Here is a 17,992-nt window from a genome sequence, read left to right on the forward strand (position 1 = left end):
GTGCGTATACCGGGAATGTAGCGCGTTACATCTACCAGCTGCTGGTTACTGTCGGCGGCCACCTGCTGCCGGTACAGGGCAGCGCTGTTCACTACCGGCAGGCCATAATGGTTCAGCGGAATTTGCTGTGCCGCCAGGTTATAACATGCCAGCATTGCCGCCAATAAAAAAGCAGCTTTTTTATAATAACAGTTGTAGAAAAATACCCTCATCATGGTATGATTTATTAAAATTAGTCAAGAAAGTACACATTACAGGTAAAAAACAATTGTAATCCCCGGTTGAAAATAGGTATTTTAGAACCCTTAAAAAACTAAGGGAAGATGAGTTTATTCCGGTTAGATAATAAGGTGGCGGTAATAACCGGCGCCGGCAGCGGTATAGGCCAGGCTATTGCCAAATGTTTTGCGGCACAGGGAGCCCTGGTACATATTATTGAGCTGAATGAAGATGCAGGTAAAGGCACGGTGGCCGATATTACAGCTGCAGGCGGCCAGGCGAAAGTACACGGCTGCAACGTGGCCCAGCAGGCCGATGTAGTTAAAACCATTGACAGCATACAGGCTGCCGCAGGCCGGGTAGACATATTAGTGAACTGCGCCGGCATAGCCCATATAGGCAAACTGGAAAACACTGCCGAAGCGGATTTTGACCGCGTGTACAGTGTAAATGTAAAAGGCACCTATAACTGCATGTTTGCTGTTATTAAGCATATGAAGCAGCAGGGCGGGGGCGTGATCCTGAACATGGCGTCTATTGCCGCTACCGTGGGCATACCGGACCGTTTTGCCTACTCCACAAGTAAGGGCGCCGTATTAACCATGACCCTTTCTGTAGCCAAAGATTATATACACGATAATATCCGCTGCAATTGCGTATCGCCTGCCAGGGTGCATACCCCGTTTGTAGATGGGTTCCTGCAAAAGAACTACCCCGGCAGGGAACAGGAGATGTTTGAAAAGCTTTCCAAAACACAGCCGATTGGCCGTATGGCAAAACCGGAGGAAGTAGGTTACCTGGCGCTGTACCTGTGCTCAGAACAGGCGGGCTTTATTACGGGCTGTGATTACCCTATTGACGGCGGTTTTATAAAACTGAATAACTGATAAGCCCTTATATTGCGGGATATATCCAAATAATACATGCGACATTTCAGCAACCTTATTGTAGCAGCCGTTCTTACCACCAGCCTGTGGGCATGTGGCGGATCAGGCACCTCACCGGGTAACGGGCAGGATAGCACCGCCGCTTTTACGCCAGCCAAACCAGCGGGCAGCGTACAGGTATCTTTTGTACATGACAGCGATCCGCCACAGGTGAAAATACATTTTGCCCTGGGCGAAAAAACCATTGATAAATCTTTTGAGCTGCCGCTGGCAGAGGATATGGATGCCGAAGACCTGTACCGCACGGTATGGGACAAGCCTAACAGCTGTTATATAGGCGTGCTGAAAAATAACCGCGGCACCCGCTACTACCATGCCAGCGAAGGGGATGACGGCGCCCTGAAAATTTTCCAGGTAGGCACGCCGCCGGCAGCTGTATGGCATTATGCAGAAGGGGAGCTGGGTTTGGGTAAAGCCACTAATAAATCAAAATTAACAGACCACTATAAGAAAAATGTAACCTCCGGTAAGATCATAGCCGATTTTATCGTTCGCCTGGAGCCCGCATCCAGCAAAGACTCTGTACAGCTGTACACAGAGTTTGGCGGTGTGCATGAAACAAAAACACTGGCCGTACCCGGCGGCTATGTACCCAAAATACAGCCCACGGAAGAACCGGATCATTGTGTATTTGGCCTGCAGCGCGATGATGGCTTTGACCCGGTGCTGGACATAAAAGTAGATGGCGGCAAGCTGGCGATAAAAGAACTGGGAAAGTCAATTACGAATTAACAATTACGAATTGAGGAAGTGCTGTTGCAGGCATTATTCATTATTCATTCTTAATTATTAATTCCAACACAGAAACTATTTAAACATGAAACTGATACGATTTGGATTGCCGGGTGAAGAAAAGCCGGGTTTAGTTACAGCAGAAGGCAGCTTTGATGTAAGCGCTTTCGGAGAAGATTTTGGCGAGCAATTTTTAGCGACTAACGGGCTGGAACGCCTGGCGCAATGGTGGGCGGCCAATGGCAAAACAGCGCCCCGTATACCGGATAATGTGCGTTTGGGATCGCCCATACAGCGGCCTTCCAAGATCATTTGCATTGGTTTGAACTATGCCGACCATGCAAAGGAAAGTAACATGCAGGTGCCTGCAGAGCCGATTATTTTCTTCAAAAGCACTACATCGCTGGTGGGCCCTAACGACGACCTGGTTATTCCAAAGAACAGTAAAAAAACCGACTGGGAAGTGGAGCTGGCGGTGGTAATAGGCAAAAAGGCCACTTATGTGGAAGAAAAGGACGCCATGGATTACGTGGCCGGCTATGCGCTGCATAATGATTACAGCGAACGTGAGTTTCAGCTGGAACGCAACGGGCAGTGGGTAAAAGGCAAAAGCGCCGATACCTTTGCGCCGCTGGGCCCCTGGCTGGTTACCAAAGATGAAATAAAGGATGTGAACAACCTGCGCATCTGGTTAAGCCGCAATGGCAAGATGATGCAGGACGGCACTACCGCTAACCTGATATTTAAAGTGCCTTACCTGGTATCTTACCTGAGCGGGTTTATGACATTGCTGCCGGGCGATGTGATCTCTACCGGCACCCCTGCCGGCGTTGGCCTGGGCATGAATCCGCAGGTGTATATCCAGGAAGGCGATGTAATGGAGCTGGGCATCGACGGCCTGGGCACTTCAAAACAAAAGGCCGTTGCCTGGAAATAATTATTCCACAGAAAACTAAATGTAAACAGTTATGAAAAGATATTGCCTGGCATTAGACCTGAAGGATGATCCGCAGCTGATAGCGGAGTATGAAAAATACCACCAGGCAGTATGGCCCGAGATCAGGCAAAGCATTCTTAGCAGCGGTATTGAAAACATGGAGATTTACCGGATCATGAACCGTTTGTTTATGATTATGGAGGTAAATGACCGCTTTTCCGCTGAGCAAAAGGCAGCGGCGGATGCCGCCAACCCCAAAGTGCAGGAGTGGGAGCAGCTGATGTGGAAATACCAGCAGGCCCTGCCCATTGCAAAACCGGGGGAGAAGTGGATAATGATGGAAAAAATATTCACGTTATAATTACGAATTATTCAATTACGAATTAAGAATTGATAAAGCGCGTGATAAAGCAAACTTTTAATCGGTTTTTATAAAAATCGCCGCATTTAAAATCCATAATTCGTAATTGATAAATTGATTACAGTTGCCGCATTTTCATTATTCAGTATCAAAATTATTTTTCAATGGCATTCATATCCCGCCTGGCGGGATCGTAATTCGTAATTAACTAATTCGTAATTCTACAGGCATGATCATTGACGCTCACCAACACTTCTGGAAATACCACCCGGTAAAGGATGCCTGGATCACGGATGATATGAAAGTGATACAGGCCGATTTTTTACCGGGCGACCTGCTGCCCGTGCTGCAGCAGAACGGGGTAGACGCCTGCGTGGCCGTGCAGGCCGACCAGTCAGAGGCGGAAACGCAGTTTTTGCTGGAGCTGGCTGCCGCACATCCTTTTGTAAAAGGAGTGGTAGGCTGGATAGACCTGCGTGCCGCCAACCTGGAGGAGCAGCTGCAGCATTATACACAGTACACCCGGCTAAAGGGCTTCCGCCATATTGTGCAGGGAGAGCCCGATCCCAACTTCCTGTTAAAGGAGGAATTTTGCAACGGCATCCGCGCCCTGCAGCCATATAATTTTACGTACGACATACTCGTATATCCCATACAGCTAACTGCGGTGGAAAAGTTTGTACAGCTGTTTCCACAGCAAAAGCTGGTGATAGATCATATGGCCAAGCCGTATTGCAAAACCGGCGAAATTGCTGAATGGGAAAAAAGCATGCGTGCCATTGCAAAATCATCCAATGTATATTGTAAAATCAGCGGACTGGTAACCGAAGCCCACTGGCAGCAGTGGACGCCCGCCACCTTCGCGCCTTACCTGGAGGTGGTGCTGGAAGCATTTGGCCCCCAGCGCCTCATGTACGGGTCTGACTGGCCGGTATGCCTGGTGGCTGCGCAATATGCCCAGGTAAAAAACATTGTAACAGATTGCATCAGCCGGTTAAGCAAGGCCGAGCAGGCTGCCATTATGGGCGGCAATGCAGCCGCATTTTACCAGCTGGCATAAATAAAATATTATTATTAGTATTATTGAAAACGTTTTCACCTGCAAGTGAAGGCATAAACTACAACTTATGGATCTGGGATTAAAAGATAAAGTAATTATTGTAACAGGCGGCGCTAAAGGCATTGGAGAAGCTATTTCAAAGCTGGTAGCAGCAGAAGGGGCTATTGCCGTAATTGCCGGCCGTAAGGCAGCTGATAACGATAAAGCAGTAGCCGCCATTAAAAGCGCCGGCGGTAAAGCGTTTGGCATAGCCGCCGAACTGGGCGATCCCGCCGCCTGCCGCATGGTGATAAATACCACTGTTAAAGAATTCGGTACTATTCACGCGCTCGTGAACAATGCCGGCGTAAACGACGGTGTAGGTCTTGAGAGCGGCAGCCCCGAAAAATTTATGGAGTCGCTGCAGAAAAATGTATCGCATTACTACAACCTGGCACACTACGCGCTGCCTTACCTGAAGCGGCATAAGGGCAGCAGCATTGTGAATATCGGCTCTAAAGTGGCTACTACAGGGCAGGGTAGCACCTCTGGCTACGCTGCATCCAAAGGCGCTATTAATGCCTTAACCCGCGAGTGGGCTGTAGAGCTGCTGCCATACTCCATCCGCGTTAACACGGTAATACCCGCGGAAGTATGGACACCGCTGTACGAAACCTGGATCAGCTCTTTACCTAATCCCAAGGAAAAGCTGGCATCCATTGTTTCCAAAATACCGCTGGAGCAGCGTATGACCACATCAGAGGAAATAGCCGGCATGACGGTGTTCCTGCTGTCTGCACAATCATCACACACTACCGGGCAGATAATATACGTTGATGGCGGTTATACGCATCTCGACAGATCTATCAGCTAATTATTACAAACAATAAAACTTTCCCTATGGCTGGAGCCACTGTTTCCACGTCTTCCGTAACCGCGGTTACGGACAGCAAGAAAAGCTACTTATTTCCGTTTATACTGGTCACCAGCCTGTTCTTCATGTGGGGGCTGGCTTACGGCTTGCTGGATGTGCTGAACAAGCATTTCCAGGAGGCGCTGAACATTACTGTAAAACGGTCTACCTTATTACAGTTTGCCTATTTTGGCGCATACTTCCTGATGGCGTTGCCGGCCGGCTTTTTCATGAGCAAATATGGCTACAAGCGCGGTATTATTTTCGGGCTGCTGCTGTACACCACCGGCGCCTTTTTATTTTACCCGTCGGCTCACTATGCCAACTTCAACGCCTTTTTGCTGTCACTGTTCATACTGGCCAGCGGCCTTACCTTCCTGGAAACAGCTGCCAACCCGTATGTAACGGTGCTGGGCAGCCCGGAAACATCTGAGTTCCGCCTCAACCTTTCGCAGTGCTTTAATGGCCTGGGCTCATTTGTAGGGCCATTGATAGGGAAGGCCCTTTTTTTTGATGAGGGGAAAGGCAATGGTGTAACCAACCTCGATTCCGTGCAGCTTACCTATGTGATAATAGGCGTGGTAGTGCTTGTTATTGCCCTTTTCTTTTACAGAACGTCTTTGCCGGAAATAAAAGAAGCCGGCCTGCAGGATGATGCCGGCGGCGCAAAGGCTGCAAAGCCGCTGTTTGCCCACTCCCATTTTGTTTGGGGCGTAGCAGCCCAGTTTTTTTATGTGGCGGCACAGGTAGGCGTAGGCGCGCTGTTCATTAACTACGTAACGCAGTATTGGGCAGGTACCAGTAACGGGCAGGCGGCGCTGCTGCTGGCCATTAGCCTGGGATTGTTCACCGGCGGCCGTTTCATAGGCACTGCCATTATGAAAAAGGTAGCGCCTAACAAGCTGTTGGCTTTATATGCGCTGATTAACGTAGTACTGTGCCTGGTAGTAATGATGGGCAAAGGCGCCTTGTCGGTGTACGCGTTAATGGCTATTTTCTTTTTCATGTCTATTATGTTCCCAACCATTTTTGCGCTGGGCGTAAAAGACCTGGGCATTCATACCAAAAAGGGCGGCGCATTTATTATCATGTCTATTGTAGGCGGTGCGCTTATGCCGTATGTGATGGGTATTGTGGTTGAAAATGCTTCCATTGCCATGTCGTATGCAGTGCCGCTGGTTTGCTTTGCTATTGTATTCTATTATGGCTGGAAAGGGTACAGGAGGGCGTAAGCCGTATGTTGTTTTAAGCGAAATCCCGTAATTTACGCGTGTAAATAAACGGTGATTTTGCGGAAATTTCTTGTATACCTGCCTGTTGTTTGCCTGTGCCTGTTCCTGGTTGCCGGAACGCCTCCTGTTGCTACTTTGCAGCTGCAGCTTACGCATGTAGTGAACGGGCAGCCCCTGGTGCTGCAAAGCGGCTCCTATACCAATGCCGCCAGTGAGGCGTTTAATATTACATTGTTCAAATATTATCTCAGCAATTTTTCATTGACTACGGTGGGCGGCGAAACAATAACGCTGCCGCCTGCTTATTTCCTGGTAGATGAAGGAAAGCCGGATAGTAAGCTGGTAAAGCTGCCAGCCGTACCGCCGGGCGCTTACCGCAGTATTTCGTTTTTAATCGGGGTAGATAGCGTCCGCAATATGAGCGGTGCGCAAACCGGCGCCCTGGACCCCGTGAACGGCATGTTCTGGACCTGGAACAGCGGCTATATTATGGCTAAGCTGGAAGGTACATCGCCGGTATCTAAGCAGCCAGCCAACCTTATTGAATTTCATATCGGCGGGTTTAAAGGCGCACGTAACAGCCTGCGCCGGGTACAGCTTACCTTTCCGCAGCCGGTGCGGCTAACACCGCAGCAGGCGCAAACCATGCAGGTGGTAGCCGATGCGTATGCCTGGTTTCAGCAGCCCAATGTTATCAGCTTTCAGCAGGTATCATCCTGCTCCACGCCGGGAGCGCAGGCTATGCAAATAGCGGATAATTATCAGCATATGTTCAGCATAAAAGCGCATTAACAGCAGCCGCCGGTAGTAACAATCAAAAAATATGAAGGCCGTTTACATCATAACACTCTTTTGCCTGCTGCTGTTGCTGGCCGCTACGGAGGCCAATAACCGGCGCGGCCCTGTTATGCCCGGGCCTGAGCCTTACCAGCTGGAGCTGCCGCCCGGCCTGCCGCCGCCGGCCTATGATTTTTCGCAAAACCCGCTCACCAGGCAGGGCATGGCCCTGGGCCGCCACCTGTTTTATGATCCTAAGCTTTCGCGCGACAGCAGTATTTCCTGCGGCTTCTGCCATCAGCAGTTTGCCGCATTCGGACATTTTGATCATGCGCTGGCGCATGGAGTAGAAGGGCGCATTGGCACCCGCTCGGTACCCACGCTTTTTAACCTCATCTGGCAAAAGAATTTTATGTGGGATGGCGGCGTAAATAACCTGGAGATACAGCCCTTAACCCCGCTTACTGATCCCAATGAAATGGGCATGGACCTGGGCGCGCTCATAAAACGCCTGCAGGCCGATGCCGGCTACCGTAAAATGTTCAAAGCTGCCTTTGGTACAGAGGAAATAACCAGCCAGCGCCTGTTCCGCGCTATTACGCAGTTTGTGGCCACCATGATCTCGTTCCAGTCGAAATACGACAGCGTAATGCGTAAGGCCCCTGGCGTGGCTTTTACGCCGGAGGAACAGGAGGGATATGTGATCTTTCAGCAAAAGTGCGCAGCCTGCCACAGGGAGCCTTTTTTTACGGATTTCAGCTACCGCAACAATGGCCTGCCTTACCTGCCCAACCTGAACGATGTGGGGCGTATGCGCATTACCGGCAGCACCGGCGATTACCTGAAGTTTAAAGTGCCTACGCTGCGCAACATCCTCAAAAGTTCTCCCTATATGCACGACGGACGTTTTATTGATATTTACCAGGTATTTAACCAGTATGCCCATGGCGTGCAGCAAAGCGCAACAATTGATCCCCTGGTGAAAAACGGCATTGCCCTTTCCGGCAAAGAGCAGCGCGAGCTGTACATGTTCCTGAACACCCTCACAGACCCTGGTTTTATTGCCAATAAGGCATACAGTGAAATTCTTATTCAATAGGTATATATTTAACCAACTGCAAACCAATATGCTGCGTTAAAGGCTGCAAAATACCGGCTTTTTAAGCATGGTTTTTGTTTTTGTGGGCGTATGACAATGAAGCATATTAAAACCGGTTTTAAAATCCTGGTGGTAATGGCTATGCTCACCCCGCCATTATGGTTGGGCAAGGGCAAAAAAACACCTGTTCCTGTGGAGAAGAAAGACGATGATGCCGACCAGGGTACCGCCAGCTATTATGCCAATAAGTTTGAAGGCCGCACTACCGCCAATGGTGAAGTGTTTGATAACGACAGTATGACGGCGGCCCATAATTCGCTACCCCTGGGCACTTTTGTAAAAGTAACCAACCTGAATAATGGCCGCTCAGTTATCGTAAAAATCACCGACCGCCTGGCGGCAACCAATAAGCGTATCATTGACCTTACGCAGCACGCCGCCCGTATACTGGGCTTCCTGGAAAAAGGCACCACCCGCGTAAAGGTAGAGGAGGTGTAATTAATAATTAAGAATGAATAATTAAAGATGGTGCGGATAAAAGGCACAGCCGGTTTATAGAGCGGCTGTGCCTTTTTTTATTTTGCAGGGGATAATTGCCGGATGATGGCGGGTGGTATATCGTTTTCAGGCGACCTTATTCTTTTCCGTTGCGGGTAAAGCAGGTGGTAAGATGGTCGTTTACCATACCGGTGGCCTGCATGTAGGCATAGCAGATGGTGGAGCCTACGAACTTAAATCCCCTTTTCAGCAGGTCTTTGCTCATGGCATCCGAAACCGGCGACTTAGGCGGTATTTCCCGTAATTCCTTAAAGTGATTGATAATGGGCTTGTGATCTACAAACTGCCAGATGTATTTATCAAAGCTGCCAAACTCTTTCTGTACCGCTAAAAAGGCCCTGGCATTGCCGATAGTGGCGGCTATTTTTAAGCGGTTGCGGATAATGCCGGGGTCCTGCAGCAGCTTTTCGGCCTTCTTATCGGTGTAGCGCGCAATCTTGTGCGCATCCCAGTTGTCAAAGGCGCGGCGGTAGTTTTCGCGTTTGGTAAGCACCGTGTACCAGCTAAGGCCGGCCTGTGCGCCCTCCAGGTTCAGCATCTCAAACAGGCGGGTATCATCATGCAGGGGAATGCCCCATTCATTGTCATGGTAGTCTTTGTATAGCTGGTCTTTCAATGACCATCCGCATCGTGGCTTATTATCTTCCATAAAGAAGGCGTCAATTATTTGTAATGAGCAGCTGTTGTAAAATAACGGTTACGAATGTAAGCAATTGCCTACAGCGCCCAATCCTTTACCAGCGCTTTCACCTGTTTTTTGTAAAGCTTCAGGTCTGCCATGGTTTGTTGTATAAAGCTATTGTCTTCCAGCCGGCCTACCACTGCTTCCATTTCAGCTTTGCTGTCATACGTCATGCTGCGGAAAGGGTTTTGGTAATCCTTTTCACGGGAGCGGTAAATGCCTTCGGTGATCCATGTTATGGTAGCAACAGATTGTTCCAGGCATTGCCGGAAGCATTCGGGTGTAAAGGCTTTGGCATTGATATTTTGTATGTACAGCATACTGGCTACGGCATGCACCAGCTTGTCGTGCGCATATTGCGCGCCCTGTGCTTCATAGGCGGCATGCAGCTGCGCCCAGCTGCTGATTTTTCCTTTTTTGATTTTTGTTTTCAGCTCCTCCACGGCGGCGGTTGGCATAAGCTGCCCGCCTACGTTGGTCCAGGAAGCGCGTTTGGCCGTGGCGGCAAGGGACTGCAGCGCGGTAAAAGATTGAATGGCGCCGGTTGTTACATGCGCCAGTATGTTACGGATGCCATACAGCACTACCAGCGCACGGAAAAGGGGATAGGCCTTATGCACCTTCAGCAGCTGCACCCTGCGGTGGCTGTTTTCCATACCGGTAGCCAGTACGTTAAGGGTGGCTACTTCTTCCGGCTGCAGCTGCAGCAATTCGCGGCCTTTCTGCTGCAGCGCGCTTTCGCTGAATGCATCTGCCGCTTTGCCCTGGGCGGTGTACCATGCTTTGGCAACGGCGGTTTCCATAACAGGCAGGGAGGTGAGTATTTCCTCTACGCTGTCGGGCGCCAGGTAGTCATATTCAATGTACTGTACCTTTTCAGTACGTTTATCACGGTCAACATACTTCCACGAATTGCGGGCCAGTGCATACATATTATGCAGGAACCAGTAGCCGGGCATTATCTTCAGCGTGTTATCATGCTCGCTGTTGAGCACCAGGCTAAAGGGAATAGGTATGTGCAGCTCCTGCATGTAAGTGCCCTTGGCTATGAGTGTAAAGGTGGCAAACCTGGAATTATGTTTCAGGCTTACGCACAGGCCCGGCCAGAAACCGCGGCCGGCAATAACTTCACCATCCGCCCCGCGGGAGTTGTGGTTAGAGCCAATGGTGGCGCCGGCGGCCATATTGCTTTGCCCCATAATAAGGGCGGCGCACAGGAATGAGTTGTTATGGTGCTGCTCGTGCGCAGGAAAAATAAGTGAGTTCAGCACCTCACAGCAGGAGATGGTGGCGTTATTACCCAGGTATGAGTTAATCAAACGCGCGCCGTACTTAAGCTGTGAGTGGGAGGCCATTACAAAGCGCACTGCCTTTACGCCGTAAAAAACGCGGCAGCCGTAACCTATAATGCCGTTCACCAGCTCGCAGCCTTCGCCTATTTGTGAGGCCGCGCCGGCGGTGCTGTTAATGGTAAGGTTCTTTAGCTTGTTGGCGCCTTTCAGGTAAGCATCGGAACCTATGGTAACATCTTTAATGATCTTGCAGTTCTTAACCACGCTGCGGTCGCCTACCATGCCATAGTAGCCGCGTTTTTTATCAAACTGTTTTTCAGTGAATGCCTTGAACTTTTCCTGCAGGGCGGCATCGTCGCGGTTGCGTGTCCACAGGTAGGCATCACCGGGCAGCATACCATCAAACGGCATTACGCTGCGGCCGCCGTTCTCATTACACAGCTCCAGCCATATGCGTATGTTTTCCTGCTCGCCTTCTTTTATTATGCCGTTGCCAAACTTGGCATGGTCGGTAGTGGCCATTTCATTTACGTTGGCAATGATCACCTCATTGCCAATAATGTAATGCGATAGAAAATTTACGTTATGCACTACCACATTATCCCCGAAATCGCAGGCGCTAATGGTGCTGTTATACAGCCCTACCGGCAGGCGCAGATTATGGAACTCCAGGAAGTAAGGTTCCAGCTTACCGATGCGCACCATCCCAAAAAAATGGCAGTGCTGCACCAGCTGCGGATCAAATTCATTGGCTACAAATATCTGGTTCCAGTTATCGGAGGTATTATCGTTCCTCACCAGTATCTCTATTTCGCGGGCAGTAAGCTTGCGGTAGCCATTGTGCCTGCCCCATTGCTCATTGCGCAGGTAGTATTCGTCTTTTCCCTTCGGTAACGCGGATTGTTCTATAAACTGGTAGCCCAGTTGTGTGAGCGGCTTTTTCTGTATGAGGTTCATGGTTATTTTTTGATGTATGATTTACTCTACCGTTACTGATTTCGCCAGGTTCCTGGGTTTGTCCACATCATATCCTTTCAGCACGCCTATATGGTAGGCCAGCAATTGCAAAGGTATAACGGAAATCACCGGTGCAACCAGCTCATCGGCGGCAGGTACTTCAATTACATCGTCGGCCATGGAGGAGATAATGGTATCACCTTCCGTAACAACAGCTATTACCTTACCCTTGCGCGCTTTGATCTCCTGTATGTTGGAAACTATTTTTTCATAGTAGCTGTCGCGCGTGGCTACAAACACCACCGGCAGCTGGTCATCTACCAGGGCAATGGGGCCATGCTTCATTTCTGCTGCGGGGTAGCCCTCTGCATGTATGTAGGAGATCTCTTTCAGCTTCAGCGCGCCTTCCAGGGCCACGGGAAAGTTATAGCCCCTGCCCAGGTACAGGAAGTCGCGCGCATCTTTATATTTCGCTGCCACGGCTTTTACCTTTTCATTCAGCTCCAGGGCGGCAGCAACTTTTTCAGGTATATCCTGCAGCTCGTCCAGCAAATGCTGGAAACGCTGCTGGCTGATGGTGCCTTTTTCCATGGCCACCTTCAGCCCTATGAGGCACAGCACTACCAGCTGCGCGGTAAAGGCTTTGGTGCTGGCTACACCAATTTCAGGACCCGCATGTGTATAGGCGCCGGCGTGGGAAAGGCGCGCAATGGACGAACCTACTACGTTACACACGCCCAATATAATAGCGCCCTGCTGTTTGGCGCTTTCAATGGCTACCAGGGTATCGGCTGTTTCGCCGGACTGTGATACGGCAATAATCACATCACCTTTGCCTACTACCGGGTTGCGGTAGCGGAACTCGGAGGCGTATTCCACCTCTACCGGTGTGCGGCAAAGCTCTTCTATCATATATTCTGCTATCAGGCCGGCATGCCAGGAAGTGCCGCAGGCCACGATAATAATGCGGTTGGCATTTTTCAGCACAGCTGCATATTCATCGCGGATGCCGCCCAGGGTCAGCTGGCCATTCTTCGCATCCAGGCGGCCGCGAAGGCTGTCGAAGATGGTTTGAGGCTGCTCAAATATTTCCTTGAGCATAAAGTGGTCGTACCCGCCTTTTTCAATGGCGGTAAGCTCAATGTCGAGCTTTTGTATATAGGGTGTTTGCCGTTCGTTGGTAATGTTCTTCAGGATCAGCTCATCTGCTTTTACAATGGCAATTTCATAATCGTTTACATACACTACCTCATTGGTGTATTCCACAATGGGAGAGGCGTCGGAAGCCAGGAAGTGCTCGCCCTTGCCTACGCCTATTACCAGCGGGCTGCCTTTGCGGGCAGCGATGAGCGTATCGGGGTTATTTTCATCTACGATAACGATCACATAGGCGCCTACCACTCTTTTTAAGGCAATGCGCAGGGCTTCTTCAACAGCGCACTGGTTGCTGTTGCGGATTTCCTCAATGAAATGAATAAGCACTTCGGTATCAGTATCGCTTTCAAAAACGTGGCCTTTTTTCAGCAGCTCCTGTTTCAGGAGCGCATAGTTTTCGATAATGCCGTTGTGGATCATGGCCAGCTTACCATCGCCGGAGGTGTGGGGGTGGGAGTTACGGTCGCAGGGCTCCCCGTGTGTGGCCCAGCGGGTGTGGCCTATGGCAATGTTGCCCTGCATGTTCTTACCGGTAAGGTGATCTTCAAGGCTGGCTACTTTGCCCATTTTTTTGTAAACGTGCAATCCGTGGTTGATAATGGCTATGCCTGCGCTGTCATACCCCCGGTATTCCAGCCTTTTGAGGCCTTTTAACACAACAGGATAGGCCTCCCGTTGGCCGATATAAGCTACGATTCCACACATGTTTGCTAAAATTTAATGAGATTTAGCATGCAATATCCGGAATTAATTACGAATTGACAATTACGAATTACGAATTCGATTGCGCTATGTTAAGAAAAGGAAATTCGTAATTACCGCAGCGTGTTGTTAAACAGCTGCAATATGCGCTTATATTCATCTGTCCAGCTGCAGGGTTGTACAAAGCCATGATCTTCTACCGGGAACACGGCCAGCTCCCAGTTATCCTTGCCAAGCTCAATGAGGCGTTGCGTTAGCCGCACAATATCCTGGAAGTGCACATTTTCATCTACCATGCCATGGCACATGAGCAGGTGGCCTTTAAGGCCGTTTGCGAAATAGATGGGAGAGGAGCGCCGGTAGGCGATACTGTCTGTAAAAGGCTCATTTAAAATATTGCTGGTATAGCCATGGTTGTAATGCGCCCAGTCGGTAACAGCGCGCAGGGCTGCGCCCGCGGCAAAAACATCTGGCGTGGTAAACATGGCCATCAGCGTCATAAAGCCACCATAGCTGCCGCCATACATGCCTATGCGTTTTGCGTCAATGCCCTGCTGCGCTACCAGGTACTGTGCGCCATCAACCTGGTCGTCCAGGTCTTTGCCGCCCATGTGCCGGTAAATGCCGGTGCGCCAGTTGCGCCCGTAACCGGCGCTGCCGCGGTAATCAATATCCAGCACAGTGTAGCCATTATCTGCCAGCAGGTTATTGAACATGTATTCCCTGAAGTAAGCGCTCCACCATTTATGCGCATTCTGCAGGTAGCCGGCGCCATGCACAAATATTACGGCTGCGCCGTTTTTTTTACCGGCGGCAGGCTTGTACAGCCGGGCATAAACAGTAGCGCCGTCACGCGCGGTAAAGGTAATCACCGGCGCATCGCGCCAGGGATAGCTGCGAAACTCCGCCGATTGCGCCAGGTTGGTTACCTGTACAGGTTGCGCACCCGGTTTATTGGCCGCCAGGTACAGCTCCCAGGGTTTGTTGGTGTAGGAGTAGCGGTAAGCGATCCACTGCTCGTCGGGGGAAAGAGATACTTCATAAGCGCCGGTATTGTGTGTAAGGCGCTCTTTGCCGCTGCCGTCAATGTTAATGCGGTACAGCTGTTTTTCACCCGGGTGGGTTTCATTGGTTACGATATAAAAATGCTGTTTGTCTTTCGATAGCTGTGTTTCCTGTACCTCATACCTGCCGCCGGTAATAGCTTTGGTTTGCAGGGTATTTACATTGGTGGTGTACAGGTGGGAGTAGCCGCTGGCTTCTGATTGATACCAACAGGTATTTTCATCTATCCAGCCCAGGTATGCCCTGCCGGCCCAGCCTATGCCCGGCCCGGCTATCCAGGCTTCATCGCGCTGGCGGTTCAGCAGCTTTAGCTTGCCGGTAACGGGGTCCAGCAGCATAAGCCAGCGGTCTTTATTATCTTCTGAACGGATGTCTACCATGGCATGCGTACCGCCTTCGGACCAATAGGGGCCATGTATTACCACGGGGCGCGGCTTGGCTTGGGCATTGCCTGTTTTTTTCGTATAATCTTCCAGGTAGTCGGGCTGGTCTGTTATGCCGGGTATATGATCGGTGGGAAGGGGAATAATGGTATCGCGCTGCCGATCATACACAAAGCTTTCAAAGGTGCCATGTGCGGCGCCTACTTTGGTGCGGCCGGAAATATCTTCTGTAAAGCCGCTTGTGGTTACATAGTTAGGCACAATAGTGGTGTGCACGCCGGTAGGGCCGCGGTATAGCCGGTAGGTAATAAAACGCCCGTCGGGGCTGATGATAACATTATCCTGGTTTTTATCGGCCGTATAAATAGTGCGCAGCTTTTCCGGCTCATGCGCTTTGCGGAACAGCTTAGCGCTGTCCTGCTTTACCTGCCGTTCTTTCAGCACCTGCATCAGCTCCATTTGCTGGCTATGCAGGTATTGTTCCTGCTGGTTCAGGTCATCGGGCCGGTCAGCCGGGGCGCTGCCTTTCTGGAAACTGGTCAGCTGTTCTGTAGCGCCGCCGGCAATATCCCAGGCGTACAGGTTCTGCTCCTGCTGGTACACGATCTTCTTTTCATCAAAGCTGAACAACGGGTTGCTTTCATATACATTGGTGCTGGTAATGCGGCGGATGCTGCCGGTTTTTACTTCCAGCATATAAATATCGCCGTTATAGCTATACAGCAATAAAGAGTGGCTGCGGTTATAAGTACCGTTATATTGGGCCAGCAGCAAATCCCTGCTGCCGGCAGCTGTTTTAAGCGGAGTGGTATTGTCAACCGTGGCCATATACAGCGAGTCGGACAGGGCTTTTTCAGGGTTCCAGGTAAAGTACACGGTTTTACTGCCGGGGCCCCAGAATACATTGTCGGGGGAGGTGCCTATCCATTTCGGATCGCGCATGATCATGCTTACGGTAAGGGTAGGTGCCTGCTGTGCATAGGTATTTTCAAAGCTCAGTAAAATAATGGCCGGGATCATCCATTTTCTCATAGCAGTGTTTTATTTTGCTAAAAGTATAAAAAGGGGAAAAATAATCCTATGAAACCGGCACACGATCTGCGGTTATGTACCGGGTAATGTATAAACCATTTGCAGGATGAGATATTATCTATGCTTACTGTTACTGCTGGCGGCAGCCTGCCGGCAGGCGCCTGAAAAACAGCCCATACCTGTTACGGAAGACAGCACTTTTTTAACCGGTACTTTTTTCCTGGTGCGCCATGCGGAAAAAAATCCCGGGCCCGACTCCACCCTTACGGCAGCCGGTCATGAAAGAGCGCGCAGGCTGCAGGCGCTGCTGCAGGATTCCGGTTTACAGAAAGTGTATTTTACGCCTTTTAAAAGAACCGTGCAAACAGCTGATCCGCTGGTAACAGCCTTACACCTGGACACTGTATTTTACAGGCCTGATACTACCGGTGAGTCGCTTATTTATGAAATTACCCGGCATAACGACTGGGGCAAACGTTTACTGATCATAGGGCACAGCAATACGCTATTGCCTATAATGCATTCCCTGAAAGCCAATCCCCGGCTGGATTCTATTGGAGATAGGGATTACGGTAACGTGTTTATTGTGTACAAGCGAAGTGATAAAGTAACGGTGAGGAGAATTACGAATTACTAAATCACAGATTATGAATTGAAGCAGTGTTTTTTGTAAGGCGTTGCGCCCTGTAAAGGATTTGTGCCGGTACTATAAATGTATCTTTTGTGCAGGAGTTCATTGTAAGTGTACCCTCTTCCTGCTTTGCATATAGCCTTTGCTGTTACAAACACTTATCGGCACACCTAATGCCCAATTCGTAATTCTCAAAGCAGTATTCCCTGCATCAGCGCATAGGCTACCGTGAAGTAAATCAGCAGGCCGGTAACATCTACCAGGGTAGCTACAAAAGGGGCGGAGGAAGTGGCCGGGTCGGCGCCCAGCTTTTTAAGCAGCAGGGGCAGCATGGAGCCGGAAAGGGTGCCCCACAGCACCACGCCTACCAGGGAAAAGCCTACGGTGAAGCCTATCAGAACCGTATGTTCGCCATAAGTATGAAAAATGGAGTTCCACAGCAGGATGCGCATAAAACCGATAAGGCCCAGTATGCTACCCAGCATAAGGCCGGAGAGGATCTCGCGGCGCATAACCCGCCACCAGTCGGCCAGCGAAATTTCGCCCAGCGCCATAGCCTGTATAATAAGGGTAGAGGCCTGGGAGCCGCTGTTACCGCCGCTGGAGATAATAAGGGGTACAAACAGCGCCAGTACCACGGCTTTGGCAATTTCATCCTCAAAAAAACCCATAGCCGTAGCGGTAAGCATTTCGCCTATGAACAGCACTACCAGCCAGCCAACACGCTTTTTCACCAGCTTTAGCAGGGGCATATCCAGGTAAGGTTCGTCCAGGGCTTCGGTGCCGCCTATCTTCTGAATATCTTCTGTATGCTCTTCATTGGCAATCCACAGCATATCGTCAATGGTTACAATGCCCAGCAGTATGCCATGGTCGTCAATAACGGGTAAGGCTACACGATTTTCCACCCGGAACACCTGTATAGCTTCTTCCTGTTCGTCGTTAACATGCAGGGCAACAAAGCGGTCATCCATCAGGGTATGCACCAGGGTATCGGGCGATACGAGCAGGAACTCGCGTATGCGGAAGTCGTCCATCAGCTTGCCCTTTTCATCTACCACGTATATTACGTCAATGGTTTCGCTGTCTTTGCCATGCTCGCGTATGTAGTCCAGCACCTGTTTCACCGTCCACTCTTCCAGCACGGCAATGTACTCCGGCGTCATTATACGGCCTACACTGTTTTCAGGGTAGCCCAGCAGCGACAGCGTCATTCTGCGTTCTTCGGGGGTAAGCAGCTTAATCAGCTCCTTTACGGCTTCGCTGTGCAGCTCTCCCA

16 protein-coding genes are annotated in these 17,992 nt (G+C 50.3%); 11 read left to right on the plus strand and 5 right to left on the minus strand.

The window, feature by feature from the left end:
* Positions 1–323 precede the first annotated feature (323 nt).
* From VFS25_RS19500 to VFS25_RS19545, 10 genes are all read left to right on the plus strand, one after another.
* Complete coding sequence (locus tag VFS25_RS19500) at positions 324–1,106, plus strand: SDR family oxidoreductase (RefSeq protein ID WP_326463853.1); 783 nt, start codon at positions 324–326, stop codon at positions 1,104–1,106.
* 36 nt (positions 1,107–1,142) lie between these two features.
* The gene (locus VFS25_RS19505; protein ID WP_326463854.1) at positions 1,143–1,898 is read left to right on the plus strand and encodes a hypothetical protein; all 756 of its coding nucleotides are present in this window, start codon (positions 1,143–1,145) and stop codon (positions 1,896–1,898) included.
* Positions 1,899–1,983: 85 nt separating this feature from the next.
* Positions 1,984–2,835 carry a fumarylacetoacetate hydrolase family protein gene (locus VFS25_RS19510; protein ID WP_326463855.1) on the plus strand — a complete coding sequence of 284 codons (852 nt, stop codon included), beginning with the start codon at positions 1,984–1,986 and terminating at the stop codon, positions 2,833–2,835.
* A gap of 31 nt (positions 2,836–2,866) precedes the next feature.
* The gene (locus VFS25_RS19515; RefSeq protein ID WP_326463856.1) at positions 2,867–3,196 is read left to right on the plus strand and encodes an L-rhamnose mutarotase; all 330 of its coding nucleotides are present in this window, start codon (positions 2,867–2,869) and stop codon (positions 3,194–3,196) included.
* Positions 3,197–3,425: 229 nt separating this feature from the next.
* Positions 3,426–4,256 (plus strand): amidohydrolase family protein, encoded by an 831-nt coding sequence (locus VFS25_RS19520; protein WP_326463857.1) that lies wholly within the window; start codon positions 3,426–3,428, stop codon positions 4,254–4,256.
* A 67-nt stretch (positions 4,257–4,323) separates the two neighbouring features.
* The gene (locus VFS25_RS19525) at positions 4,324–5,109 is read left to right on the plus strand and encodes an SDR family oxidoreductase (RefSeq protein ID WP_326463858.1); all 786 of its coding nucleotides are present in this window, start codon (positions 4,324–4,326) and stop codon (positions 5,107–5,109) included.
* 26 nt (positions 5,110–5,135) lie between these two features.
* The gene (gene fucP, locus VFS25_RS19530; RefSeq protein ID WP_326463859.1) at positions 5,136–6,380 is read left to right on the plus strand and encodes an L-fucose:H+ symporter permease; all 1,245 of its coding nucleotides are present in this window, start codon (positions 5,136–5,138) and stop codon (positions 6,378–6,380) included.
* A gap of 57 nt (positions 6,381–6,437) precedes the next feature.
* Positions 6,438–7,172, plus strand: a complete 735-nt coding sequence (locus VFS25_RS19535; protein ID WP_326463860.1) for an MbnP family protein — start codon at positions 6,438–6,440, stop codon at positions 7,170–7,172.
* Positions 7,173–7,203: 31 nt separating this feature from the next.
* Entirely contained in the window at positions 7,204–8,256 is a 1,053-nt protein-coding gene (locus VFS25_RS19540; RefSeq protein WP_326463861.1) for a cytochrome-c peroxidase, read from the plus strand.
* A 96-nt stretch (positions 8,257–8,352) separates the two neighbouring features.
* Complete coding sequence (locus VFS25_RS19545) at positions 8,353–8,754, plus strand: septal ring lytic transglycosylase RlpA family protein (protein ID WP_326463862.1); 402 nt, start codon at positions 8,353–8,355, stop codon at positions 8,752–8,754.
* 136 nt (positions 8,755–8,890) lie between these two features.
* On the opposite strand, the gene VFS25_RS19550 is transcribed toward VFS25_RS19545, so the two are convergent.
* From VFS25_RS19550 to VFS25_RS19565, 4 genes are all read right to left on the minus strand, one after another.
* A complete protein-coding gene (locus VFS25_RS19550; RefSeq protein ID WP_326463863.1) occupies positions 8,891–9,463 on the minus strand; it encodes a DNA-3-methyladenine glycosylase I in 573 nt (190 codons plus the stop codon).
* A 68-nt stretch (positions 9,464–9,531) separates the two neighbouring features.
* A complete protein-coding gene (locus VFS25_RS19555) occupies positions 9,532–11,745 on the minus strand; it encodes a DUF4954 family protein (RefSeq protein WP_326463864.1) in 2,214 nt (737 codons plus the stop codon).
* 21 nt (positions 11,746–11,766) lie between these two features.
* Positions 11,767–13,605, minus strand: coding sequence for a glutamine--fructose-6-phosphate transaminase (isomerizing) (gene glmS, locus VFS25_RS19560; RefSeq protein WP_326463865.1), 1,839 nt, complete (start codon positions 13,603–13,605; stop codon positions 11,767–11,769).
* A 110-nt stretch (positions 13,606–13,715) separates the two neighbouring features.
* The gene (locus VFS25_RS19565; protein WP_326463866.1) at positions 13,716–16,082 is read right to left on the minus strand and encodes a S9 family peptidase; all 2,367 of its coding nucleotides are present in this window, start codon (positions 16,080–16,082) and stop codon (positions 13,716–13,718) included.
* A gap of 106 nt (positions 16,083–16,188) precedes the next feature.
* Here VFS25_RS19565 and VFS25_RS19570 point away from each other — a divergent pair, with 106 nt between their 5' ends.
* The gene (locus VFS25_RS19570; RefSeq protein WP_326463867.1) at positions 16,189–16,719 is read left to right on the plus strand and encodes a histidine phosphatase family protein; all 531 of its coding nucleotides are present in this window, start codon (positions 16,189–16,191) and stop codon (positions 16,717–16,719) included.
* A gap of 185 nt (positions 16,720–16,904) precedes the next feature.
* On the opposite strand, the gene mgtE is transcribed toward VFS25_RS19570, so the two are convergent.
* On the minus strand, positions 16,905–17,992 hold a 1,088-nt coding region (gene mgtE / locus VFS25_RS19575), incomplete at its 5' end, for a magnesium transporter (protein ID WP_326463868.1).

The sequence above is a fragment of the Chitinophaga sp. genome (assembly GCF_035761305.1).
Classification (GTDB): domain Bacteria; phylum Bacteroidota; class Bacteroidia; order Chitinophagales; family Chitinophagaceae; genus Chitinophaga.